The sequence below is a fragment of the Bradyrhizobium sp. 137 genome (genome assembly GCF_023074095.1).
GTDB lineage: Bacteria > Pseudomonadota > Alphaproteobacteria > Rhizobiales > Xanthobacteraceae > Bradyrhizobium.
In genome coordinates this window covers 1-21,718 of the sequence record NZ_JADPKU010000101.1, presented here as the reverse complement: position 1 = coordinate 21,718, position 21,718 = coordinate 1, and the positions used below count along the sequence as shown (strand labels likewise).

At 64.7% G+C, this 21,718-nt stretch carries 21 protein-coding genes and 1 riboswitch; of the genes, 12 read left to right on the top strand and 9 right to left on the bottom strand.

Translation table 11 applies throughout. The features are described from left to right. Positions 1-3 precede the first annotated feature (3 nt). Entirely contained in the window at positions 4-1,173 is a 1,170-nt protein-coding gene (locus IVA78_RS27115; RefSeq protein ID WP_247280656.1) for a GNAT family N-acetyltransferase, read from the bottom strand. Positions 1,174-1,358: 185 nt separating this feature from the next. Between IVA78_RS27115 and IVA78_RS27110 the strand changes: the two genes are divergently transcribed. Then, positions 1,359-1,787, top strand: a complete 429-nt coding sequence (locus IVA78_RS27110; RefSeq protein ID WP_247418748.1) for a YeeE/YedE family protein — start codon at positions 1,359-1,361, stop codon at positions 1,785-1,787. Positions 1,788-1,792: 5 nt separating this feature from the next. Continuing rightward, positions 1,793-2,260 (top strand): YeeE/YedE family protein, encoded by a 468-nt coding sequence (locus tag IVA78_RS27105; RefSeq protein ID WP_247451530.1) that lies wholly within the window; start codon positions 1,793-1,795, stop codon positions 2,258-2,260. Positions 2,261-2,316: 56 nt separating this feature from the next. Here the strand turns inward: IVA78_RS27105 and IVA78_RS27100 are convergent, their stop codons facing one another. Both IVA78_RS27100 and IVA78_RS27095 read right to left on the bottom strand, forming a co-directional pair. Then, positions 2,317-2,649 (bottom strand): hypothetical protein, encoded by a 333-nt coding sequence (locus tag IVA78_RS27100; protein WP_247280659.1) that lies wholly within the window; start codon positions 2,647-2,649, stop codon positions 2,317-2,319. Between the two features lie 109 nt (positions 2,650-2,758). Then, entirely contained in the window at positions 2,759-3,163 is a 405-nt protein-coding gene (locus IVA78_RS27095; protein WP_247418750.1) for a hypothetical protein, read from the bottom strand. 153 nt (positions 3,164-3,316) lie between these two features. Here IVA78_RS27095 and IVA78_RS27090 point away from each other — a divergent pair, with 153 nt between their 5' ends. Together IVA78_RS27090 and IVA78_RS27085 are read left to right on the top strand one after the other, a co-directional pair. Beyond that, positions 3,317-3,541, top strand: a complete 225-nt coding sequence (locus tag IVA78_RS27090; protein WP_247280661.1) for a hypothetical protein — start codon at positions 3,317-3,319, stop codon at positions 3,539-3,541. A 56-nt stretch (positions 3,542-3,597) separates the two neighbouring features. Beyond that, positions 3,598-5,592, top strand: coding sequence for a pyrroloquinoline quinone-dependent dehydrogenase (locus IVA78_RS27085; RefSeq protein ID WP_247418802.1), 1,995 nt, complete (start codon positions 3,598-3,600; stop codon positions 5,590-5,592). A gap of 45 nt (positions 5,593-5,637) precedes the next feature. On the opposite strand, the gene IVA78_RS27080 is transcribed toward IVA78_RS27085, so the two are convergent. Next, the gene (locus IVA78_RS27080; RefSeq protein ID WP_247418753.1) at positions 5,638-6,102 is read right to left on the bottom strand and encodes a PaaI family thioesterase; all 465 of its coding nucleotides are present in this window, start codon (positions 6,100-6,102) and stop codon (positions 5,638-5,640) included. A gap of 371 nt (positions 6,103-6,473) precedes the next feature. Here IVA78_RS27080 and IVA78_RS27075 point away from each other — a divergent pair, with 371 nt between their 5' ends. Then, the gene (locus tag IVA78_RS27075; RefSeq protein ID WP_247280763.1) at positions 6,474-6,767 is read left to right on the top strand and encodes a hypothetical protein; all 294 of its coding nucleotides are present in this window, start codon (positions 6,474-6,476) and stop codon (positions 6,765-6,767) included. A 106-nt stretch (positions 6,768-6,873) separates the two neighbouring features. Continuing rightward, entirely contained in the window at positions 6,874-7,128 is a 255-nt protein-coding gene (locus IVA78_RS27070) for a hypothetical protein (protein WP_247280663.1), read from the top strand. Here IVA78_RS27070 and IVA78_RS27065 read toward each other — a convergent pair. Beyond that, complete coding sequence (locus IVA78_RS27065) at positions 7,125-7,370, bottom strand: hypothetical protein (RefSeq protein WP_247280664.1); 246 nt, start codon at positions 7,368-7,370, stop codon at positions 7,125-7,127. The genes IVA78_RS27070 and IVA78_RS27065 overlap by 4 nt on opposite strands. A 150-nt stretch (positions 7,371-7,520) precedes the next feature. Continuing rightward, the gene (locus IVA78_RS27060; protein ID WP_247418755.1) at positions 7,521-7,709 is read right to left on the bottom strand and encodes a hypothetical protein; all 189 of its coding nucleotides are present in this window, start codon (positions 7,707-7,709) and stop codon (positions 7,521-7,523) included. Between the two features lie 206 nt (positions 7,710-7,915). Here IVA78_RS27060 and IVA78_RS27055 point away from each other — a divergent pair, with 206 nt between their 5' ends. From IVA78_RS27055 to IVA78_RS27035, 5 genes are all read left to right on the top strand, one after another. Further along, positions 7,916-8,173, top strand: coding sequence for a DUF2798 domain-containing protein (locus tag IVA78_RS27055; RefSeq protein ID WP_247418756.1), 258 nt, complete (start codon positions 7,916-7,918; stop codon positions 8,171-8,173). A 1,335-nt stretch (positions 8,174-9,508) separates the two neighbouring features. Beyond that, positions 9,509-10,597, top strand: a complete 1,089-nt coding sequence (gene recA / locus IVA78_RS27050; RefSeq protein WP_247280668.1) for a recombinase RecA — start codon at positions 9,509-9,511, stop codon at positions 10,595-10,597. A gap of 717 nt (positions 10,598-11,314) precedes the next feature. Continuing rightward, a complete protein-coding gene (locus IVA78_RS27045) occupies positions 11,315-11,683 on the top strand; it encodes a hypothetical protein (RefSeq protein WP_247418758.1) in 369 nt (122 codons plus the stop codon). 3 nt (positions 11,684-11,686) lie between these two features. Beyond that, the gene (locus IVA78_RS27040; protein WP_247468709.1) at positions 11,687-12,670 is read left to right on the top strand and encodes a hypothetical protein; all 984 of its coding nucleotides are present in this window, start codon (positions 11,687-11,689) and stop codon (positions 12,668-12,670) included. Positions 12,671-12,749: 79 nt separating this feature from the next. Beyond that, entirely contained in the window at positions 12,750-13,715 is a 966-nt protein-coding gene (locus IVA78_RS27035; RefSeq protein WP_247418764.1) for a hypothetical protein, read from the top strand. A 4-nt stretch (positions 13,716-13,719) separates the two neighbouring features. Here the strand turns inward: IVA78_RS27035 and gcvP are convergent, their stop codons facing one another. The 3 genes from gcvP to gcvT all read right to left on the bottom strand — a co-directional run bounded on the left by gcvP (position 13,720) and on the right by gcvT (position 18,292). After that, a complete protein-coding gene (gene gcvP / locus IVA78_RS27030; protein WP_247418803.1) occupies positions 13,720-16,587 on the bottom strand; it encodes an aminomethyl-transferring glycine dehydrogenase in 2,868 nt (955 codons plus the stop codon). A 174-nt stretch (positions 16,588-16,761) separates the two neighbouring features. Continuing rightward, the gene (gcvH, locus tag IVA78_RS27025) at positions 16,762-17,130 is read right to left on the bottom strand and encodes a glycine cleavage system protein GcvH (RefSeq protein WP_247280671.1); all 369 of its coding nucleotides are present in this window, start codon (positions 17,128-17,130) and stop codon (positions 16,762-16,764) included. Between the two features lie 10 nt (positions 17,131-17,140). Beyond that, positions 17,141-18,292, bottom strand: a complete 1,152-nt coding sequence (gcvT, locus tag IVA78_RS27020) for a glycine cleavage system aminomethyltransferase GcvT (RefSeq protein ID WP_247418766.1) — start codon at positions 18,290-18,292, stop codon at positions 17,141-17,143. Between the two features lie 147 nt (positions 18,293-18,439). After that, positions 18,440-18,530, bottom strand: a riboswitch (glycine riboswitch). Positions 18,531-18,766: 236 nt separating this feature from the next. On the opposite strand from gcvT, the gene alaS reads away from it, so the two are divergent. Beyond that, the gene (gene alaS, locus IVA78_RS27015; protein ID WP_247418768.1) at positions 18,767-21,445 is read left to right on the top strand and encodes an alanine--tRNA ligase; all 2,679 of its coding nucleotides are present in this window, start codon (positions 18,767-18,769) and stop codon (positions 21,443-21,445) included. The last annotated feature ends 273 nt before the right edge of the window (positions 21,446-21,718 follow it).

Sequence of the window (21,718 nt, the reverse complement as noted above, 5' to 3'; positions counted from 1 at the left end):
CTCTTATTTGCGGAGCCGATGGACCACGCCTCGCGCGGCCTGGTGCGCGACGTTGAGGCCGGCCAGCGCGGCATGAATGAGCGCGACGACCGGATCATTCCGCCGCAGCGGGACCAGCACGTCGCCGATTGCGAAGCGCCCGCGCCAGATCGGGTTGATCATGGGGTGGTTGGCGCTGGCCATCGAATCCGCGCTGGCAATGGCCGGATCAGCGCAGAGATGGCGAGTGAGGTCGAGCGTGAGCTGCACGCCCGGCGAATATCTTGCAAAGCGCTCGTCGATGCCGAGCTTGAAGAAGAAGGCGCGGTCCTGATGGCGCAGCACGACGCCGGCGGCGACCGGTGTCGTGCCGGCGCGCAGCGTGATGATCTCGCATTGCGCGGTTTCCGCCAGCGCCGCGACGGCGCGGCGGATGAAGGTCGCATCGCCCGCATGCTGGATCAGCGCGGTGCCGCGCTTGCCCTTCCAGCCGCTGGCCTCGAGCTGCAGGAACGTTTCCAGCGCGGGCCCGATCTCGTCGCGCCCTCGCGCGACCTCGAACACGACCGCGCCGTTTTCTTCGAGCCGATGGCGCTGGCGCCGCAGCTCCTTGAGCTTCCTGGCGCCGAGCGCTTCGCGCAGCAGCGCATCGCCGTCTTGCGTCGCATCGAGGCTGGCACGGATGTAGGAGCTGAGCAGGCGCGGTCTCAGGCCGTCGCGATTGAGAACCTGATTGAGGGCGATCATCGCAGCGCCATCGAGCGCAATGTCATTCAGCACCAGCGCATGGGCTCCCGCCTCGCGCGCCTGCTGCAACAGACGCATAGCGGCCTCGATCGGGGCGTCGCGGTCGATCAGCGGGCTACACAGCGTGCCATAGGGATGCGCGCTCACCAGCGCGGGCAAGGGAATCTTCCAGGCGCGCCACAGCGAGATCACCGGCATCAGTCCGATCAGCCGCGCCGAAGATCCGTCGAATGCGGGCAGTGCCGAGGCCGAGCTGCGGCCGCGCGCGGTTGCGCTGACGGCAAGCTCCCAGCCGGGCAAGTAGTAGCCGTTCGGCTCGACCGCCCGCTGCGCGAGCGCGCGCCATTGACCGGGGTCAATGGAGGTGAGCGGAACGAGCGCGCGCGCGGCCACAGCATCCCTTGCCGATGGCGGCTTGACCGCTGCCTGCTGCGCGATGTCGACCACGTCCCGTCGTTCCCCGTTCACGCAGGCCAAGGCCGCGTTACGGCCATGCTTAGCGCAACGATTGGAAAGATACCGTTGGGATGCTGCGTCAATTCGAGCGGTCGTGTTAACGTCTCGTTGACATTCCGGCGGCACTGCGCCGGTTGTAGCGGATGGGCGAGGGGTGCTCGACCGGAGGGATCAGGATGATCGCCACACCTTTCACGCCGCTGGCCTCGCTTCTGGGCGGGGCGCTGATCGGAATGTCCGCGGTGCTTCTAATGTGGGCGACGGGACGAATCGCCGGGGTCAGCGGCATCGCGGCGCGGCTGTTCCCGCCTTATGAGGATAGCGAATTCCCCGGCCGGCTCGCCTTCGTCGCGGGTCTCATCCTCGCGCCCGTGCTGGTTCGACTCACCACCGGAGGCCTGCCGGAGCAGACTATACTGGCGGGAACGCCGGTGCTGATCGTTGCGGGATTACTGACGGGATTTGGCGCAGTGTGGGGCAGCGGTTGCACGTCCGGCCATGGCGTCTGCGGCCTGTCGCGGCTGTCGGCGCGCTCGCTGGTCGCGACCATCGTCTTCATGGCGGCAGGCATGGCGACCGTCTTCGTGATGCGGCACGGGAGCTGACGGCGATGGCAATTTTCGTTCAGTTCGCGATCGGCCTGATCTTCGGCGTCGGCCTCATCGTCTCCGGAATGTCGAATCCAGCAAAGGTCTTGAATTTCCTCGATGCCGCCGGCATCCCGGCAGGGACGTGGGATCCGAGCCTTGCGTTCGTGATGGCCGGCGCTGTGGCCGTGACTTTCGTCGGGTTCAATCGCGTCCTGAGGCTGGGACGTCCATTTTTCGCCGAGCGATTTTCTCTTCCCACGCGAGCAGACGTCGATCGGAGAATAGTGGTTGGTCCGGCGATCTTCGGCATTGGCTGGGGATTGGCGGGGTTCTGCCCGGGACCGGCGCTGACGGCGCTCGGATTTGGCTCGAGCTCCGCCCTCATTTTCGTCGCGGCGATGTTTGCCGGCATGTTGCTTGCGCGGTTCACCGCGCATTTGCCATCCAGGGCGCGCGTCACGACGCCGGCCGATCCGCACGAAACCTGATATGAAGGGACCGGGCGAGTCGTCTCGTCCGGTCCCGGCCATCAAGCGTTCATGGATTACCAGCGGTCGTCGACACCGACGCCGACGCTGACGCCAGGTGCGCGAATGCCGACGCCGGCGCGCGGTCCGTCATCCCAATCGCGATGATAGGTCCGACGCTCGTAATAGCGCTCGCGCGGCATGTAGTTATAGGAATCCCGCACGATCACGCGCGAACCGCCGCGCGTCCGATAGCAGCGGCCAGCGTCGTCACAGACAAGTCGTACCTGCTGGACGAGATCCGGATTGGTGTACTCGCTGCTCGTATAGATATCGGAAGCCTTCGCACCCGATGCGGCTGCCAAAGCACCGACACCCGCCAACAGCGCAATAGTCAACATCCTCATCATGTCCTCCTCGAAACTGCCCTCGGCGGTAACAAGAAGGGGAGGCGGTGATCGTTCCCGTCCGCGATGCTGGTTTTTCCCGGAACCGCAGCTTCGTTACAGCAATTTGTTCCTAGATCGGCTCGTAAGTCTCGGTCCCGCAGATGTCGTCGGCGTCCGCCCGCCGGCGGTCGACGACCTTTCCGCCGTTGATGGTCACGATGTAGGTCTGGGCGCCAAGCGGCGTGCCGGTCGCGGAGGTGAGCTGCGCGCGGACGCAGGCCGTCCAGCCCGGCCCTCGCACCTCGCGATGAGGCGGGGCGACGTGCACCTCGCGCGGATAGGAGGTGGCGAGGAAGACGACGTCGATCTGCTCGCGCACCAGGCGCTTGACGTCCGGGGGCGGCTCGGGCGGCGGCTGCTCGGCCTCGTTCATGCGCATGAACTCCGGCACCGGCGCGCGGCTGTCGGCAAAGCCACAGGCACCGAGCGCGAGCGCGCCGGCGAGCAGCGCGGCATGAGCAATGATCCGCAACATCCCTTGAAGGTCCCCTGCGGGCCAACAGATAGGCACGAATGCGATCCGGCGAAGTCCGCTCCGTTCAAAATTTGCTGAAGACGCGGAAACCGGGGCATTTGCGAATACGGGATTGCGGGCTAGTTTGTATCCCACATCAGGGGGATTGCACGGATGAGGATTTTGGTCATCGCGGCCGCGGTGCTGGCGCTGGCAGCTGGATCGGCGGAGGCGCAGGGCCGGCGCCAGCCCAGTGAGGGTGCAAAGCCGGCTGACACCAAACCCAAGGTCGACGAAAAGGCCTACAAGGCTGCGCTCGAGCGCATTCCCGAGCCAAAGGAAAAGTACGATCCGTGGGGCGGGGCCCGCCCTGGCGAGCCCACCAAGAAGCCGAAATAGAACGGGGCGGGGCGTTGCGGATCCACCTGCGCGCTGCGGTCGCATTCGTTACGCTCCTGTTGCTTGCCGTGCCGCCATGCTTCGCCTGGGAGAGCTGGGGCGGCGATCCCGGCGGCTCGCGCTTCTCGCCATTGCGGGAGATTTCGCCCGGCAATGTCGGCCAACTCGTCCGCGCCTTCGAATATCACACGGGCGATCTCACAGCGCGCGCACCCGAGCTGATGCGGCGAACCAAATTCCAGGCGACGCCGCTGTTCGTCGAAGACAGCCTGATCTTCTGCACGCCCTTCAACGAGGTCATCGCGCTCGATCCCGGCACCGGCGTGCAGAAATGGCGTTACGATCCGAAGATCGCGATCAACCAGCGGCCGGCCAATCGCTATGTCTGCCGCGGCGTCACCTATTGGGTCGACGACACGGCGCCGCCGGATGCTGCCTGCCGCGCGCGCATCTTCATGGGCACGAACGACGTCCGCCTAATCGCGCTCGATGCGAAGACAGGCGTTCCCTGTGCCGGTTTTGGCAATGGCGGGCAGATCAAGCTCGATACCGGAATGACCCTGGAATGGCCGGGCGAATTCCAGATCACCTCGCCGCCGGCGGTCGGCCGCGGTGTCGTCGTGGTCGGGTCTGCAATCGGTGACAACCGCCGCGTCGACGCGCCGAGCGGCCAGGTGCGTGCGTTCGATGCGCGAACCGGCCAGCCACGCTGGACCTTCGAGCCGCTCAAGCGCGATGGCATCGAAGCCGGTCACGCCAATGTCTGGGCGCCGATGTCGGTCGACGACAGGCGCGGATTCGTGTTCCTGCCGACGTCGTCGCCCTCGCCGGATTTCTGGGGCGGTAGGCGGCCGGGCAATAACGAGCACGCCAATTCGGTAGTCGCGCTGCAGATTGAGGCCGGCGACCTCGTATGGGCCTTTCAGACCGTGCATCACGACGTTTGGGACTACGATCTGCCGGCGCAACCGACGCTGGCGCGCCTCGACATTGGTGATGGCGAGCGCGACGTCGTGATCCAGCCGACCAAGCTGGGTTTCGTCTTCGTGCTCGATCGCGACACCGGCAAGCCGGTGTGGCCCGTCGAGGAGCGCGCCGTGCCGCAGGGCGGCGCGGAAGGTGAAGCGCTATCACCAACGCAGCCATTCCCGACGCATGTACCGCCACTAACGTCGCAGACGATCTCGACCGACGATGCGCTCTCGCTAATACCTGCACTGCGTCGCTCGTCCTGCGAGCGCCAATTCGCGGCGGCTCACAATGAGGGCCTGTTCACGCCGCCTTCCGTGCAGGGCACGCTGTTTTTTCCGTTCACCGGTGGCGGGGTGAACTGGGGCAGTGCGGCCTTCGATCCGGTCAGCCAGGTCCTCTACGCCAACACCAGCCGCGCCGTTCATCTCATCAAGCTGATTCCGCGCGCGGACGCCTTCGGGTTCAATCCGCCGCCCGGTCACGATTTCGGCCAGCAGCGTGGCACGCCGTTCGCGATGACGCGCGCCATGGTGACGTCGCCGCTCGGCCTGCTCTGCAACAAGCCGCCATGGGGCGAGATGGTCGCGGTTGATCTGAAGGCCGGAAAAATCCTCTGGCGCTCGACGGTCGGCACCACCGAGGATCTTGCGCCGCTCGGCGTGCCGCTGCCCTGGGGCGCGCCGCTCGTCAACGGGCTCGCGGTCACCGCAGGCGGGCTCGTCTTCACCGGAGCGATGGACGCCTATTTGCGCGCCTTCGATGCGCGGAGCGGCAGGGAGCTGTGGCAGGGCCGGTTGCCCGTCCCGGGCGTCGCCAACCCCATGACCTATCTCTGGCAGGGGGAGCAATATGTCGCGATCGGCGCCGGCGGCCACTCCGAGGCAGGCACGTCGATCGGCGACAGCGTCGTTGCGTTTCGTCTGGCGCGGCCGGGCGAGGGACCGTCATTGTGGTCACGCACCGTCGATCGTCCCGGTGGACGTTTCTTTGCGGCGTCCTCGGCGATCGCGCTCGCGGTCGTCGCGCTTGTGATCACGGGCCTGCGCTGGCGCCGCCGCCATCGTGTCACGCGATCATGATCGTGTTGTGGAGGCGATGCGAACGATCGTTCACATCGCGCGCGCTCACCCTGGCAGCATCGCGAACGCGCTCGACACGATCGCAACCGGCTTGTTGTCGAAGGCCGAGAGCAGCGTGACGCGGCCGAAGCTTATGGTGCGGCCGAGCCGCACCACGCGCGCGTCCGCCAGCACGTCCGACGAGGAGGCTGCGCGCATGAAATGCGTGGTTTGGTCGACCGTGGTCATCGGACGATAGCCGCGGTTGGCGGCGAGGATCGCGATCACCATCGCGGTGTCGGCGAGCGCCATCAGCGCCTGGCCGCAGACCACGCCGCCGTTCCGGCACAGCCGTTCCGAGAACGGCATGCGCAGGAGCGCGCCCGGCTGCCAGTCCGGCGCATTCGCTGGCTGTGCGTGCTCGATGCGCTCGACCGAGAGGTCGAGATCCTGGACCCAGGGTGCAAAGACCTCGCCGAGGATGCGTTTCGCATCGGTGATGCCGAACTCGGCGTCTGGCTGCGTTTGCATTGCTGTCGTTCCCTCCATTGTTGCCGGATGTTTCGTCTCATTCTGCGCGCATCGGCGCGGCAAAGTCACCGGGTCTGCTGCCGGCCGCGTCGGCTTGAAAATGCCCGACTTTGCCCGATATGATGGCCTTGCTTGGGTACGGGTGGATGATGTTGCGTCGATGTGTCCTGGTCTTTTGTCTGGCCGCGCTCGGCCTTGCGCTGAACGGCTGCACCAGATGCGGCCCGATCTGGGACGACTGGCTGCATGCGCCGAAATCGTGCAGATCGGACCGGATCTAGCGGCTATGCGGCCCTGAGCTTGCGGTCGGCCGCCACAAGGACGACAAGGCGCGGGCGATCCGCGCTTCGTGGATGATCAAGGAGTGAATGATGAAGCTTTTCCGTTTGGCCGCGGTGCTGGCCGTGCTGGCGGGACCGGCCTATGCGCAAATGCCCAATCTCAATTTGCTGCAGGATGGTCCGAGCAAGAGCCCCGAGGAGAAGGCCGCGGAAGCCGAACGTGAAAAGGCCTACAAGGAGACACTGAAGAAGATTCCGGACTCCAAGGCCTCCAACGATCCCTGGGGCGGCATGCGCTCCGATCCGCCGAAGCAGTCGGCGGCGCCGAAGGCCTCGGCCGCGACCAGTGCGCCGAAGAAGAAATCCGGCACGGCTGCCAATTGACCTTCCGCCGGTCGGAGGCGGTAGACGCCTCCGGCCGGGGACTCCTCTTTGCCCCACAGGCCTCCTACATCTCGCAAGAGCGTATTTGCGTAGAGGAGGGCGGCACATGGCCGATCGTCCGCGGGATCTCGCCGAACGGATGGCGCGCCGGCGCAAGATGGGCGGCAAGCCAGACCACGCGACCGGCGACGGCTATCTGCGCGAGACCTTCACGCTGCCGCGCGCAGCGGCACGGGCGAGGGCGGAGGCCTTCTTCGCCCGCTACCCCAAGGCGGGCTATATGAGCGCAGTCGAGAGCTGGCGCGAATTGCCCGGCGGCGACATCGAATTCACCATGCGGCGGCTGCCCAGCGCGGATTAGGGTCTCACCTTTTCGAGCGTTTCTGCGACGATGCGGATTCGGAATACGGGCTCCTTGGCCTCGTCCAGCAGCTCCATGTGCCATTCGGAATTTTCCTGGAGCTTGCGGGCGATCCCGGCGGCCATGTCGGCGCAGACGCTGGTCATCTCCTTCCAGGCCGAATCGCGATCGGCAAATTCGCTCGCCTGGTCCGCGCAGCCGGAATAACGGCCGTTCCGGATTCGAAAGAAGTAGAGCGGCATGGCTGGCACCGATCACGCGTGACGGCCCAACCCCCAAGGCCACGGGCGCGCAGTGCAATCCCAAACCCCGATCAGATCAATTCCGGGCGGCTACGGGATATGCCCCTCGCGAGGCGCCGCACCCGCCGCTGATCTCACTGGCGGTCTTGCTCAGGCCGTCTTGCGCTCGATCGCCTTCAGCTCGCGGTCGATGCGCGGCTGCACCCGGCGAATCGCCAACAGGTCGATCTTCGTCTCGGTTCGGCCGGTCTTGATCTGCTCGCCGATGCGGAATCGCCAGTGCCAGATTCCGGGAATTGCCGTCCTGGCGACGGTGAATTCGACACCCCTGTGATTCATGGTCACCTCCCACGATTCACTTTCCATGCCTGCAGCATGTTGGGCGCCATCATATTCCGGGGACAAGCAAAATCTGCCGGTAAACCCATCGTGGCCTCGCGCGCGGGAAGGGAACTCTGTTCATGGTCGGAGAACCACGGAGTCCACCGCGCCGGCGGCATGTGCCTTGCTTGGCCTCATGACGGCACGCAAACCATGGGCGCCTCATGCTCGGCATTCCCCGCCGCTACTCCCATTTCGTCTTCGGTATCATCCAGTCCGGATTGACCTCGCTGATCGCGGCCGGCATCGCGAGCCTTCCCGCGGGGAGCGCGATGGTCTTCCTCGGGCACTGGATGGTGTCGTGGCTGATCGCATGGGCCGCGATGCTGCCGATCGTGCTGCTGGCTGCGCCCGCGATCCGCGCCGTCTCGCTGCGGCTGACGCGCGAGGAGAAGGACCTGCGAACCGGCCGGCAGGCATGAAAAAACCCCGCCTGGGGAGAGCCAAGCGGGGAGGAAGTTATTGGAGGCTGAGGTGCTGGGCTGCAACACCATAGCCAAGCGACCCTAGCCGGTTCGGCTTACGACAGCCTGACAGGGCCAAATCGAGGCCGGTCGGTAATCGCCTTCGCCCATGGGCCGCAAACAGAAAACCCCGCTCGAGGGAGCGGGGTCGTCGGCCGGGTATGGAGGCCCAGTGTTGGTCCACCGAGCACGACGAGAATAGGCGATCAGGCTGACACGCGCCTGACGGGTGTCAGTGAAAGTCGCGGTCGCGAGGCCGCAGACTGGCCCCGCGCCTGTCCCAATTTCGACATCCGGCCGCACAACTGGCGACACACGGGTCGGCAAGATTCCACACCGTCCGGCGCGCCATGGGGGAACGTGGCACGGCGGCAACGGGGTGGCATCATGGATAACGTAGAGCGGTCATTCGCCGCCGCGACGGCGGCTGGCTTCGTCGTGCTGGTGATCAGCCTCGTGCTGCTGGCGGTGCTGTAAGGCAGCGCAAGCGCAGGTGCGGGGAGCGACCGGGGTCCGTATCGTCGCGGTTTGCCGATGATGAACCGGCGCTTTGTCCTTCAAAAATGGAAAAACAACCCCATGCACAGTAGGCCGTGGGATGATTTCGTCATTCCATCAATGACTTACATGAGGTATTTCGATACCTTAATCGAGCGAGAAGCGCATCCCGACGCGCGATGTTGGTCCCTTCGGGTTCACGGTAGCCGTGCGCAGCGGGCCCTGGCGAGCGCTAGTGGAGCTTGATCTCGTCCAGGGGCAGCCGCAGCTCGGCGGCGCGCTCGTCGCGGTCCTTCTTGCGGAACGCGTTCTCCTTGCGCTCGAACTTGATCATCTCCTCCTGCGCGGCCTTCAGGAGTGGATTGCGCCTGATGGCGTCGCGGTGTGTGTCTTCAGTATGGGCAGAGGCTCCGGAGGTGCAGTCTCGTCCCGAAGAAGACCACAGAGACCGCGAAAAGGTTCGGTGCCTCAGGATTAAGGATTTGTGACGGCCAGAGATCCTGGAAGGGCAGATTAGGACAGGAATACGAACGGTAGTTGCCCGGAATCCACTTGGCATTGTGATACCGGTACGGTGGCTCCCGCCGGGGCTGGCATTTCATCCCGAAACGAGATTGCAACCGGCAAAGGGGTCGCTGAAAGGCGGCCCCTTTTCGATTCAGGAGAGTGAATTAGGGACTCTTGCAAAGAACATATTGCGAACCTAGAACAAATGGGGTACATTGCTTTTATTGCCGGCCCGCCTCTCAATCGTTTGTCCCCCTAGCGAATCCTCGCCATAAGGAGCACGACCCAATGTCCGCCACTGCCCTGCGTATCGTCGAAGGATCTTCCATGGACAAGAGTAAAGCCCTGGCTGCCGCGCTCTCCCAGATCGAGCGCCAGTTCGGCAAGGGCTCGGTGATGAAGCTCGGCAAGAACGACCGGTCCATGGACATCGAGGCGGTGTCATCGGGCTCGCTCGGGCTCGATATCGCGCTCGGCATCGGCGGCCTGCCGAAGGGGCGCATCGTCGAGATCTACGGGCCGGAATCCTCGGGCAAAACCACGCTGGCGCTGCATACGGTGGCGGAAGCGCAGAAGAAGGGCGGCATCTGTGCCTTCATCGACGCCGAGCACGCGCTCGACCCGGTCTATGCCCGCAAGCTGGGCGTCAACATCGACGAGCTCCTGATCTCGCAGCCCGACACCGGCGAGCAGGCGCTGGAGATCTGCGACACTTTGGTGCGCTCCGGCGCGGTCGACGTGTTGGTGATCGATTCGGTCGCAGCGCTGGTGCCGAAGGCCGAGCTCGAGGGCGAAATGGGCGATGCGCTGCCGGGTTTGCAGGCCCGCCTGATGAGCCAAGCGCTGCGCAAGCTCACGGCCTCCATCAACAAGTCCAATACCATGGTGATCTTCATCAACCAGATCCGCATGAAGATCGGTGTGATGTACGGTTCGCCCGAGACCACGACCGGGGGCAACGCGCTGAAGTTCTACGCCTCCGTCCGCCTCGACATCCGCCGCATCGGCGCTATCAAGGAGCGCGACGAAGTCGTCGGCAATACCACCCGCGTCAAGGTGGTGAAGAACAAGCTGGCGCCGCCGTTCAAGCAGGTCGAGTTCGACATCATGTACGGCGAGGGCGTCTCCAAGATGGGCGAGATCCTCGATCTCGGCGTCAAGGCCGGCATCGTCGAAAAGTCCGGCGCCTGGTTCTCCTATGACAGCCAGCGCCTCGGCCAGGGCCGCGAGAACGCCAAGGCGTTCCTGAAGGCCAATCCCGACATCACCGCCAAGATCGAGACCTCGATCCGCCAGAACTCCGGCCTGATCGCCGAGCAGATTCTCGCCGGCACCCCCGAGCGCGACGCCGACGGCGAGGAGCCGACGGAGGAGTAAGACTTACCGCGAAGAATTTTCGCGAGGAGCGGGCGCTGAGGACGTTGAGTTGCCGACGTCGTCAGCGCCCGTTTCGTTTTGTGTTGTCGTGATCGGGTAGTGTGATGAAGCGTCTGATCCTGACCAGTTCGTCGGGCTTTGCTCTCGCCAGATCGAGGCTGGCCGAATTCGTCATAATGTTCTCGTTTCGCTTTCAGTGGGGACCCGTGCCTCCACCTGAAATGCGTGCGGCCTATTTTGCGGCACGTTCGGAGACTCTTGGGCCGGGTGATCACTGGTCGGACTGGGGCATCCATTGGCCTCGCGCCATGAGTCGTCGCAAAAATCTATCGCTTGTCGATTTCTGCGAACCTTACGATGTGATCGAACTCTGGTTCGATCCAAATCCCGAAGATCAGTTGCAACTTATTTGGTTGCTCGATCACCTCAGATCTCATTCCTGGCCGGCGCAAAAACTCAAAATGCGCCTTGTGGCGGACGATCTAATCGGGATGAGAGGCGATAACCTGGGAAAGTCTGCGTCGCATATTCCCGCCTTTAATGTCACTGCCAGGGAATTCGGGACTGCCGAGGCGGCGTGGCGGGCCTATTGCGAACCGGCACCGGAAAGCTGCGTCAATCTCCTCCGCAGCGACCTCAGTGCATTACCGATGCTGAGGCCGGCTTTGCTCAATGCCAGAATTGCCGTCACCCTCGACAGGGCTTGGTGCGACGGAGATGCGATTTCTGGAGCTTCTTTCCAGAGGGTTTGGGAACACGAATTCGTTGTTTCATCTGCGCTCGCATCGGCGCACGTTCGTGTTCGGAGAGACCGAGCTGGGTTGGTTGCTCGAGGGGCTGGCGCTCGGCCCCAATCCCGCAGTGGCCGGTTTGGGCGAGGAACTGCGCACAATCGACCTTAAGAATTTGAGGGCTCGGCATGAAGTCTATCTGCGCAGCCGCCTTTCGCTGACCGAATTCGGTAAAGCTGTCCTGGCACATCAGGATGATTTCAGCCGCCACAATCCGATCGATCGCTGGTGGGGCGGCACGCATCTGACCAACGACCGGCTGTGGCGGTACGGCCCTGGTTTGACGAGGCCCTGAGGCATGACGCGGCTCATTGTGACAACCGACTCGTCCACTGCCGGCGGGATACAACGCGCCGGTGTCGCCGATCTTGTCATTGCGATCGAGCATCGGCTGGTCTGGGGACCGCTGCCGTCGGATGCCGAACTCGAGGCGTTCTTTGCGCCACGCACAACGCAGCCGCATGGCCTCCATTGGCTGGACGACACACCATCCTGGCGTCTTGAAGAATCGGGGATGACGGGGCGTGGATTGATCGAGCTGATGGCCGAATGCGAATCGGTCGAATTATGGCCAGGACCTGAGCCGAATGCGCAATTGATTTTGCTGTGGCTGCTTGACCGTTGCGGCGGTGAGAGAGCGGCAGTCTCCAAGCTCGCGATACGTCACCTCGACATTGCCCTGGGGGGTATCGACCCGGAGCGGTTTGCGAAGCTAAACCCGCCGGCTGCTAGGCCCACGGCAGATCACCTCGCACTGGCTGGGCGTGCGTGGCAGGCCTATCGCGCCCTGACGCCGCAGGCCTGGTTCGATCTGCTCAAGGCCGATTTGAGCTTGCTGCCGCAGTTCGAGCCTTGCGCGGTTGACCTGCTCGAAGAGCTTCCGAACGTCACAACCGGTCTTGGAGCGACGGAAACACGAATTCTGGAATTGATCGCGCCCGGCGGCGTGCTGCCCTTTGACGTCTTTCCAGGCCATCAGAAGCCCAACGAGCGTCGCGTCTTCGACTACTGGGAAGTGGGCGCGCTGCTCGATGGACTGGCGCGATGTCCGGTGCCGGCTGTGTCCGGGCTGGACGAGGGGCCATTCTCGCTTGACATGCATGACGATGTTCTCCGTCACGCACGATACAAGCAATCCCGCTGTCGCTTACAGATCTGGGAAAGGCGGTGCTGGCAGGCAAGGAGGATTTCTACCGCCATAATCCGGTTCCCCGCTGGTGGGGTGGAACGCTTCTCACCAGCGAACGGCTCTGGCGCTGGGATCGCGAAATCCGGTTGTTGATTGCGCCTGACTAACGCGTGCGTATCGCTCAGTGTGCTCCCGTATTGCGCATCAATTTTGAGAGGCGATCTTGTCTCATATGATCCTGACGACGAACGATGGAGCAGCCGCCGTGCTTGGCCGCTCTAACCTGGCGAACATCGCCCTCGGCTTTTCCCTTCGCTTCGTCTGGGGCCAATTGCCGTCCGAAGAGGAGCTCGCGGTGGGGCTGGAGGCACGTTCCGCGAAGCATTCCAGAAGAGGCGATCATTGGCTCGACGGGGTGGGACGAGATCGGCTGATGGGCTTCGGTTCGCCGGATATTGGTTTCTTCCAGCTCTGCGAGAAATTCGACTCCATTGAAATATGGGCCGACCCACGGCCGAACGATCAGCTCGTGCTCGTCTGGTTGCTCGACCTGCTTCGTCCCTACAAGGAAATCACGACCAAGCTGAGCCTCGTGCATACGGACGACATCATCGCGAACTATGCTCCGCCGTCGGTCGCAAAATGGAAGCTGCCGGCCTTCAAGGTGGCCGAGAACCATGTGACGACCGCGAGTCGCGCCTGGCAAGCCTATCGGGCTGACACGCCGCAACCCTGTTTCGATCTGCTGATGACGGACCTGATGATCCTGCCCAGACTTCGATCGGCACTGATAGCAATGCTTGAAGAGCTTCCGGACAGCGTCACGGGACTCGCTGCCAGCGAAACGGATTTGCTGGATTTTGTGAACGATGGCCACACCGACCCGAGGCTCGTCTGCGACGCGAGGTGGCTTCGCGATGTGCTCGAAGAACACGAAGCGCGCGATGCCTTGATCGAACTGGCGGAACATTCGACGCCCCCGGTCCTGCTGGGCGATCCGTCGTTCGACAATGAGGCCCGCTACCGCGGCGAGAGCGAGTGGAAGGTCACGCTGACAGAGCTCGGGCGTTCACTTGTAGCCCGCGAAGACGATTTGTGGCGCCACAACCCGCTCACACGTTGGTGGGGCGGTACCGAGCTGACCAACGAACGGCTCTGGCGTTGGGACGCCGAGACCCGTTCGTTGATCGCGCCGTAAGCCGCTACTCCGCGGCTTGCGCGTAATCGCTCGCCGGCGGGCAGGAGCACACCAGGTTGCGGTCGCCATAGACGTTGTCGACGCGCCCCACCGGACTCCAGTATTTGTCGCTGCGCGAGGTGCCCGCGGGGAAGCAGCCCTCGCTGCGGGTGTAGGCGCGATTCCATGCATCATCGGCGATGTCGTGCACGGTGTGCGGGGCGTGGCGCAGCGGCGAGGCCTCGATCTTGAAGCGGCCGGCTTCGACCTCGGCGATCTCCTTCCGGATCGCAATCATGGCGTCGCAGAAGCGGTCCAGCTCCGCCTTCGATTCCGACTCGGTCGGCTCGATCATCAGTGTGCCCGGCACCGGGAAGCTCATGGTCGGCGCGTGGAAGCCGTAATCGATCAGGCGTTTTGCGATGTCGTCGACGGTGACGCCTGAGGTCGTCTTCAGCGGCCGGGGATCGACGATGCACTCATGCGCGACACGGCCCTTGGCGTTCTTGTAGAGCACCGGGAAGTGCGGATCGAGCCTTGCCGCGATGTAATTGGCGTTGAGGATCGCAATCTCGGTCGCGCGCTTCAACCCTTCGCCGCCCATCATCAAGATATAGATGTAGGAGATCGTGAGGATCGAGGCCGAGCCGAACGGCGCGGCCGACACCGGGCCGACGGGTGCATCCGCCTTGGTCGCGGGATGACCGGGGAGGAACGGGGCGAGATGAGCTCTTACGCCGATCGGGCCCATGCCGGGGCCGCCGCCGCCATGCGGGATGCAGAAGGTCTTGTGCAGGTTGAGGTGGCTGACATCGGCGCCGTAATCGCCGGGCCGGGACAGCCCGACCTGCGCGTTGAGGTTGGCGCCGTCAAGATACACCTGGCCGCCATGGCCATGGACGATGTCGCAAATCTCGCGGATGTGCTCTTCGAACACGCCATGCGTCGAGGGATAGGTGATCATCACAGCGGCGAGGTCATTCGAATGTTTCTCGGCCTTGGCGCGGAGATCACCAACGTCGACGTCGCCGTTCTTGTCGCAGGCGACCACCACCACGTCCATGCCGACCATCGCGGCCGAGGCCGGGTTGGTGCCATGGGCGGAGGAGGGGATCAGGCAGATCTTGCGGTGGCTCTGTCCGCGCGCGGCATGATAGCCGCGGATCGCGAGCAGCCCGGCATATTCGCCTTGCGCGCCGGAATTCGGCTGCAGTGAGATCGCATCATAGCCGGTGATGTCGCACAGCCACTTTTCAAGCCGCGCGAACAGCGCGTGATAGCCGGCGGCCTGCTCGCGCGGGGCGAACGGGTGCAGCGTCGCAAACTCCGGCCAGGTCAGCGGCATCATCTCGGTGGTCGCGTTCAGCTTCATGGTGCAGGATCCCAGCGGAATCATCGCGCGGTCGAGCGCGAGGTCGCGATCACTGAGCTTGCGCATGTAGCGCAGCATCTCGGTCTCCGAGCGATGCGCATGGAACACCGGATGGGTGAGGAAAGCGGTCGTGCGCTTCAAGTCGTCCGGCAGCGCCTCGCGCGTCTCGGCGTCGATCTCGGCATAGGCAAGTGTGCCGCCGAAGGCGCGCCAAACCGCTTCCACCGTTGCAGGCGTCGTGGTCTCGTCGAGCGCAATGCGAAGCGCGGTTTCACTGATGCCGAGATTGATTGTCTCGGCGGTCGCGCGCGCAATGATCTCGGCACGCTTGGCGCCAGCATCGACGCTGAGCGTGTCGAAGAAGGTCTCCGATTGGAGCGCAAAGCCGAGCTTGCGCAGGCCGGTGGCGAGCACGGTCGCGCGGCGATGCACATTTTGCGCGATCTGCGTCAGGCCCTCGGGGCCGTGATAGACCGCGTACATCGAGGCGATCACGGCGAGGAGCACCTGCGCGGTGCAGATGTTGGAGGTCGCCTTCTCGCGGCGGATGTGCTGCTCGCGGGTCTGGAGGGCGAGGCGATAGGCCGGCATCCCGCGCGAATCCACGGAGAGGCCGACGATGCGGCCCGGCAGCGAGCGCTTCAGCGCGTCGCGCACCGCCATATAGGCCGCATGCGGTCCGCCATAGCCCATCGGCACGCCAAAGCGCTGCGCCGAGCCGATCGCGATGTCGGCCCCTAGCTCGCCGGGCGAGGCGAGCAGCGTCAGTGCCAGCAGATCGGCGGCGACGATCGCGAGCGCGCCCTTGGCGCGCAGTGTCGCGATCGCGGGACGCAGGTCCCGCACCGCGCCCGACGAGCCCGGATATTGCAGCAGCGCACCTAGCACGTCACTCTTAGCGAGATCGGTGAGGGGATCGCCGACGATCAGGCTCCAGCCGAGCGGCTCGGCGCGGGTGCGCATCACCGCGAGCGTCTGCGGATGCACGTCCTTGTCGACGAAGAAGGCTTTTGCCTTCACCTGTGAGTGCCGCTCGGCGAGCGCCATGGCTTCGGCCGCCGCGGTCGCCTCGTCGAGCAGCGAGGCGTTGGCAACGTCGAGCCCGGTGAGGTCGCAGATCATGGTCTGGAAATTGAGCAGCGCCTCGAGCCGGCCCTGGCTGATTTCGGGCTGGTAGGGCGTATACGCCGTGTACCAGGCCGGATTCTCCAGGATGTTGCGCTGGATCACCGCGGGCAGGATCGTGCCGGAATAGCCCTGACCGATCAGCGAGGTGAAGACCTGGTTCTGCCGCGCGAGCTCGCCCATATGCGCGATCGCCTCGGTTTCGCTCAAGGCTTTGCCGAGATCGAGCGGGGCGGCCTGCCGGATCGAGGCCGGCAGCGTCTCCCCCATCAGCGCATCGACGCTCTTGGCGCTGACGGCCTCGAGCATTGCGGTGACGTCGCGCGTCGAGGGGCCAATGTGGCGGCGAACGAAGCTGGCGGCGGTGTCGCCGTTGGATTTGCGGTGCGCGGTCATCATAGGGTCCTCGCTAGGAGTTGCTGTCATCGTCCGCCTTGTGCGCACTTGCGCACAGGGGCGGACGATCCAATACGCCGTGGCCCCTCGGCTCTAGCCGAAGCGGCTGCGTCGACTGGATGCCCCGCCTTCGCGAGGCATGACAGTGAGTGTGAGGCGGCTACTTGCTTCATCTCACGCCGTATGCGCTTTGTACGCAGCCTCATCCATGAGGCCGCCGAGCTCGTTTCTGTCGGCAATCTTGATCTTGAAGAACCAGGCCGCGCCCTGCGCATCCGTGTTCACCAGCGCGGGCTCGGCCGCGAGTGCGGGATTGGTCTCGAGCACCTCGCCCGTAACGGGCGCGTAGACGTCAGAGGCGGCCTTGACGGATTCCACGACCGCGGCGGCTTCTGCCTTCTTCAGCACGCGGCCGATCTTGGGCAGCTCGACGAACACGACGTCGCCGAGCTGCTGCTGCGCGTAATCGGTGATCCCGACGGTGGCGATGTCGCCCTCGATGGCGAGCCATTCGTGGTCGGAGGTGTACAGCGTCGTGGTCATGGGCGAATCCTCAGCGTTTGTAGGTGTTTTTCACGAAGGGCATGGCGGCGACCTCGACGGCTAGGCGCTGGCCGCGCACCTCGGCGAACAGCTTGGTGCCGAGCGCGCTCTGGCTCGTAGGCACATAGCCCATCGCCACCGGCGCATTCAGGCTCGGGCCGAAGCCGCCCGATGTAACCTTGCCGATCGGCTCGCCCGCCGTCGCATCCGCAAACAGCAGCGCGCCCTCCCGCACCGGCGCGCGTCCCTCAGTGCGCAGGCCGACGCGGCGGCGGGATGCACCCTGGTCGAAATGGGCGAGAATCTTCTCGGCGCCGGGGAAGCCGCCGGCGCGCGTCCCACCGCTGCGGCGGCTCTTCTGCACCGACCATTCCAGCGCGGCTTCGACCGGCGTGGTCGTGGTGTCGATGTCGTGGCCGTAGAGACAGAGCCCGGCCTCCAGCCGCAGGCTGTCGCGGGCCCCGAGCCCGATCGGCAGCACGTCCGGGTTTTCGAGCAGCGTCTTGGCGAGGCGCTCGGCATCGCCAGCGGGCACGGAAATCTCGAACCCGTCCTCGCCGGTATAGCCCGAGCGCGAGACGAAACAGGGGAGGCCGGCGACCTCGCGCGGGCCGGCATCCATGAATTTCATGGACGGCGCCTCTGCACACCATTTCGCCAGCGCCGTTTCCGCCTTCGGGCCCTGGAGCGCGATCAGCGCGCGGCCGTCCAGGGGATCGATGACGCAGTCGTCGGAGAGATGCACGCGCAGATGCGCCTCGTCGGCGTCCTTGCAGGCGGCATTGACGACCAGGAACAGGTGATCGCCGAAATTGGCGACCATCAAATCGTCAAGGATGCCGCCATCCGCATTGGTGAACTGGGCGTAGCGCTGCCGTCCCGGTGCAATCGCAATGATATCCTGCGGCACCAGCCGCTCCAGCGCACGGGCGGCGTCCTCGACCTTGCCGGATTTCGGCCGTAGCGCGATCTGCCCCATGTGGGAGACGTCGAACAGGCCGGCGGAGGCGCGGGTGTGGAGATGCTCCTTCAGCACGCCCGCAGGGTACTGCACGGGCATGTCATAGCCCGCGAACGGCACCATCTTGCCGCTCTGGGACACATGCAGGGCGTGGAGCGGGGTACGTCGGAGGAGGGAATCGTGGTCGTCGGGTGCAGGCATTACAGGGGCCCTCGGCGGTTCCCCGGGGACGATTCCCCGGCAGCAACCCATCGAAGCCCCATCTGTCGCTGTGCCTGAGAGTATTATCCCGTCGGCGGACGCTGTCCGGGTCTTAACCCCCGTCGGCGCCTCTTTCCAGATGTTGTCAAAGCCACGCGGTCCTTTTGCCTGAGAGTTTCCGGGGCGGTTGCTCCTTCGGCGCCGGCTGCCTAAAGCCGGTCTCTCCCGACGTGGCCGTACGATACAGATAGGTAAAGACCACAGCCTGGCCAAGCCTGTCAACGCGGCCGGCATCGGCTTTCAACCGGGATTGCGCGACTGCGGCAACCTACTGATCTGCTTGCACATCTCCTTGCACAGTTTCTGGACAGCGAAGCTGGCCTTGTCTAAAAGCGCTTTGGCCCGCAGATATCAGCCTTTAGCGTCTGTTTTGGATGGCGAGAAGCGGGCCCAAGCATACCCGATTGGATGAACATGAGCGGCGTCAACGAGATCAGGTCGACCTTTTTGAACTTCTTTGCCGAGAACGGCCACGAGATCGTGCCGTCCTCGCCACTCGTGCCGCGCAACGATCCGACCTTGATGTTCACCAATGCCGGCATGGTGCAGTTCAAGAACGTCTTCACCGGCGTCGAGAAGCGGCCCTATCAGCGCGCCACCACCTCGCAGAAATGCGTGCGCGCCGGCGGCAAGCACAACGACCTCGACAATGTCGGCTACACCGCGCGCCATCTCACCTTCTTCGAGATGCTCGGCAACTTCTCGTTCGGCGACTATTTCAAGGAGCGCGCGATCGAGCTCGCCTGGAAACTGATCACCAGCGAGTTCGGGCTGAAGAAGAACAAGCTGCTCGTCACGGTCTACCACACCGACGACGAGGCGGCGGGCCTGTGGAAGAAGATCGCCGGCTTCTCCGACGACCGCATCATCCGGATTCCGACTTCGGACAATTTCTGGGCGATGGGCGACACCGGCCCGTGCGGCCCGTGCTCGGAGATCTTCATCGACCGCGGCGAGCACATCTGGGGCGGGCCTCCGGGCTCGCCCGAGGAGGACGGCGACCGCTTCCTCGAATTCTGGAATCTCGTCTTCATGCAGTACGAGCAGGTGACGAAGGAGGAGCGCGTGGGCTTGCCGCGTCCCTCGATCGACACCGGCATGGGCCTGGAGCGCATGGCCTGCATTCTCCAGGGCGTCGAGAGCGTGTTCGAGACCGACCTGTTCCGCAATTTGATCGACGCGGCGGCGTCCGCACTCGGCAGCGGGCCGAACGAGCAGACCGTCGCCTCGTTCCGGGTCATCGCCGACCATCTGCGCTCCTCGGCCTTCCTCATCTCCGACGGCGTGCTGCCCTCGAACGAGGGCCGCGGCTATGTGCTGCGCCGGATCATGCGCCGCGCGATGCGCCATGCGCAGCTTTTGGGCGCGAAAGAACCGCTGATGCATCGCCTGGTCTGGGCGCTGGTGCGCGAGATGGGCCAGGCCCTTCCGGAACTGGTCCGCGCAGAGAAGCTGATCGAGGAGACGCTGCGGCTGGAAGAGACCCGCTTCCGCAAGACGCTGTCGCGCGGACTTGCCATCCTCGATGAGAAGAGCGCGTCCTTGAAGAAGGGCGACATGTTCGACGGCGACGTCGCCTTCACGCTCTACGATACCTACGGCTTCCCGCTGGACCTGACGCAGGACGCGCTGAAGTCGCGCGGCATCGGCGTCGACCAGGCGGCGTTCTCTGATGCGATGGAGCGTCAGAAGGCCAAGGCGCGCGAGTCCTGGAAGGGTTCTGGCGAGGCGGCTTCCGAAGCGATCTGGTTCCCGCTGCGTGAGAAGCTGGGTGCGACCGAATTCCTCGGCTACGAGACCGAGAGCGCCGAAGGCGTGGTTTCCGCGCTGGTCAAGGACGGCAAGGAGGCGGACAGCCTCAAGGCCGGCGAGACCGGCGCGATCGTGCTGAACCAGACACCATTCTATGCGGAATCCGGCGGCCAGGTCGGCGACACCGGCGTGCTGCTCGGCGAGGGCGGCATCAAGGTCCGCATCACCGACACGCAGAAGAAGCTCGGCGATCTCTTCGTCCATATCGGCACGGTCGAGAGCGGCGAAGTGAAGCTCGGCACCGCGCTCCAGCTCGAGGTGGATCATTCGCGTCGTGCGTCGATCCGCGCCCACCACTCGGCGACGCACCTCATCCACGAGGCGCTGCGCCAGGTGCTCGGCGACCACATCGCTCAGCGCGGCTCGATGGTCGCGCCCGACCGGCTGCGCTTCGACTTCGTGCATCCGAAGCCGATCACGGCCGAGGAGCTCGCCCGCGTCGAGGACATCGCCAACGACGTGGTGCTGGAGAACGACGAGGTCACCACGCGTATCATGGGCGTCGATGAAGCCCGTGAGGCGGGGGCGCGCGCCCTGTTCGGCGAGAAATATGGCGACGAGGTCCGCGTCGTCTCGATGGGCAGGACCGCACGCGAGCGCGGCGCCAACACGCTCGGCTGGTCGGTCGAGCTCTGCGGCGGCACGCATGTGAAGCGGACCGGCGACATCGGTCTGATCACGCTCACGAGCGAGAGCGCGGTCGCCTCAGGCGTGCGCCGCATCGAGGCGCTGACCGGCAATTATGCGCGCAAGCACGCCAATGACACCATGGCGCTGGCGAAGATTGCGGCGAACGAGCTGCGCACCTCCATCGACGACGTGCCGGCGCGCATCGCCGCGCTGATGGAGGAACGCAAGAAGCTCGAGCGCGAGCTCTCCGACGCGCGCAAGAAGCTCGCGATGGGCGGCGGCGCGTCATCGAGCAACGGCGCGGCGGCGGGCGTGCGCGAGGTCGGCGACGTCAAGCTGATGGCGCGCGCGGTCGAGGGCATCGAGATGAAGGATCTCAAGAGCCTTGCCGACGACGGCAAGAAGCAGATCGGCTCCGGCGTCGTCGCTATCGTCGGCGTCACCGAGGACGGCAAGGCCGGTGTCGTGGTCGGCGTGACACAGGATCTGACCGCGCGCTTCAACGCCGTGAACTTGGTGCGCATCGCGTCCGAAGCGCTCGGCGGCAAGGGCGGCGGCGGCCGGCCCGACATGGCGCAGGCCGGCGGCCCTGACGGCGCCAATGCGGCCGCGGCGCTCTCGGCGATCGAAAAGGCGATGGCAGGCGCTTAAAACCCCGTATCCCCCGTTCGGCGAGGACGGGGTCGGCATGATGCTTCCTCGGACACAAGTGTCGTCGTTGCGAGGAGCTCGCGACAAAATTGCAGAGCTATTTTGCGCTGATGCGATGGAGCAATCCAGTGTCCGCCGTGGAGGCAGTCTGGATTGCTTCGCTTCGCTCGCAATTGTCGATGTTCAATAATTCGCTGATTGGATCGCGGTGGTCTTGGTAGCGGCGAAGGCCTTGGGAGTTTGTCCTGCCAAGGCCTGATGGGGTCTGTGGTT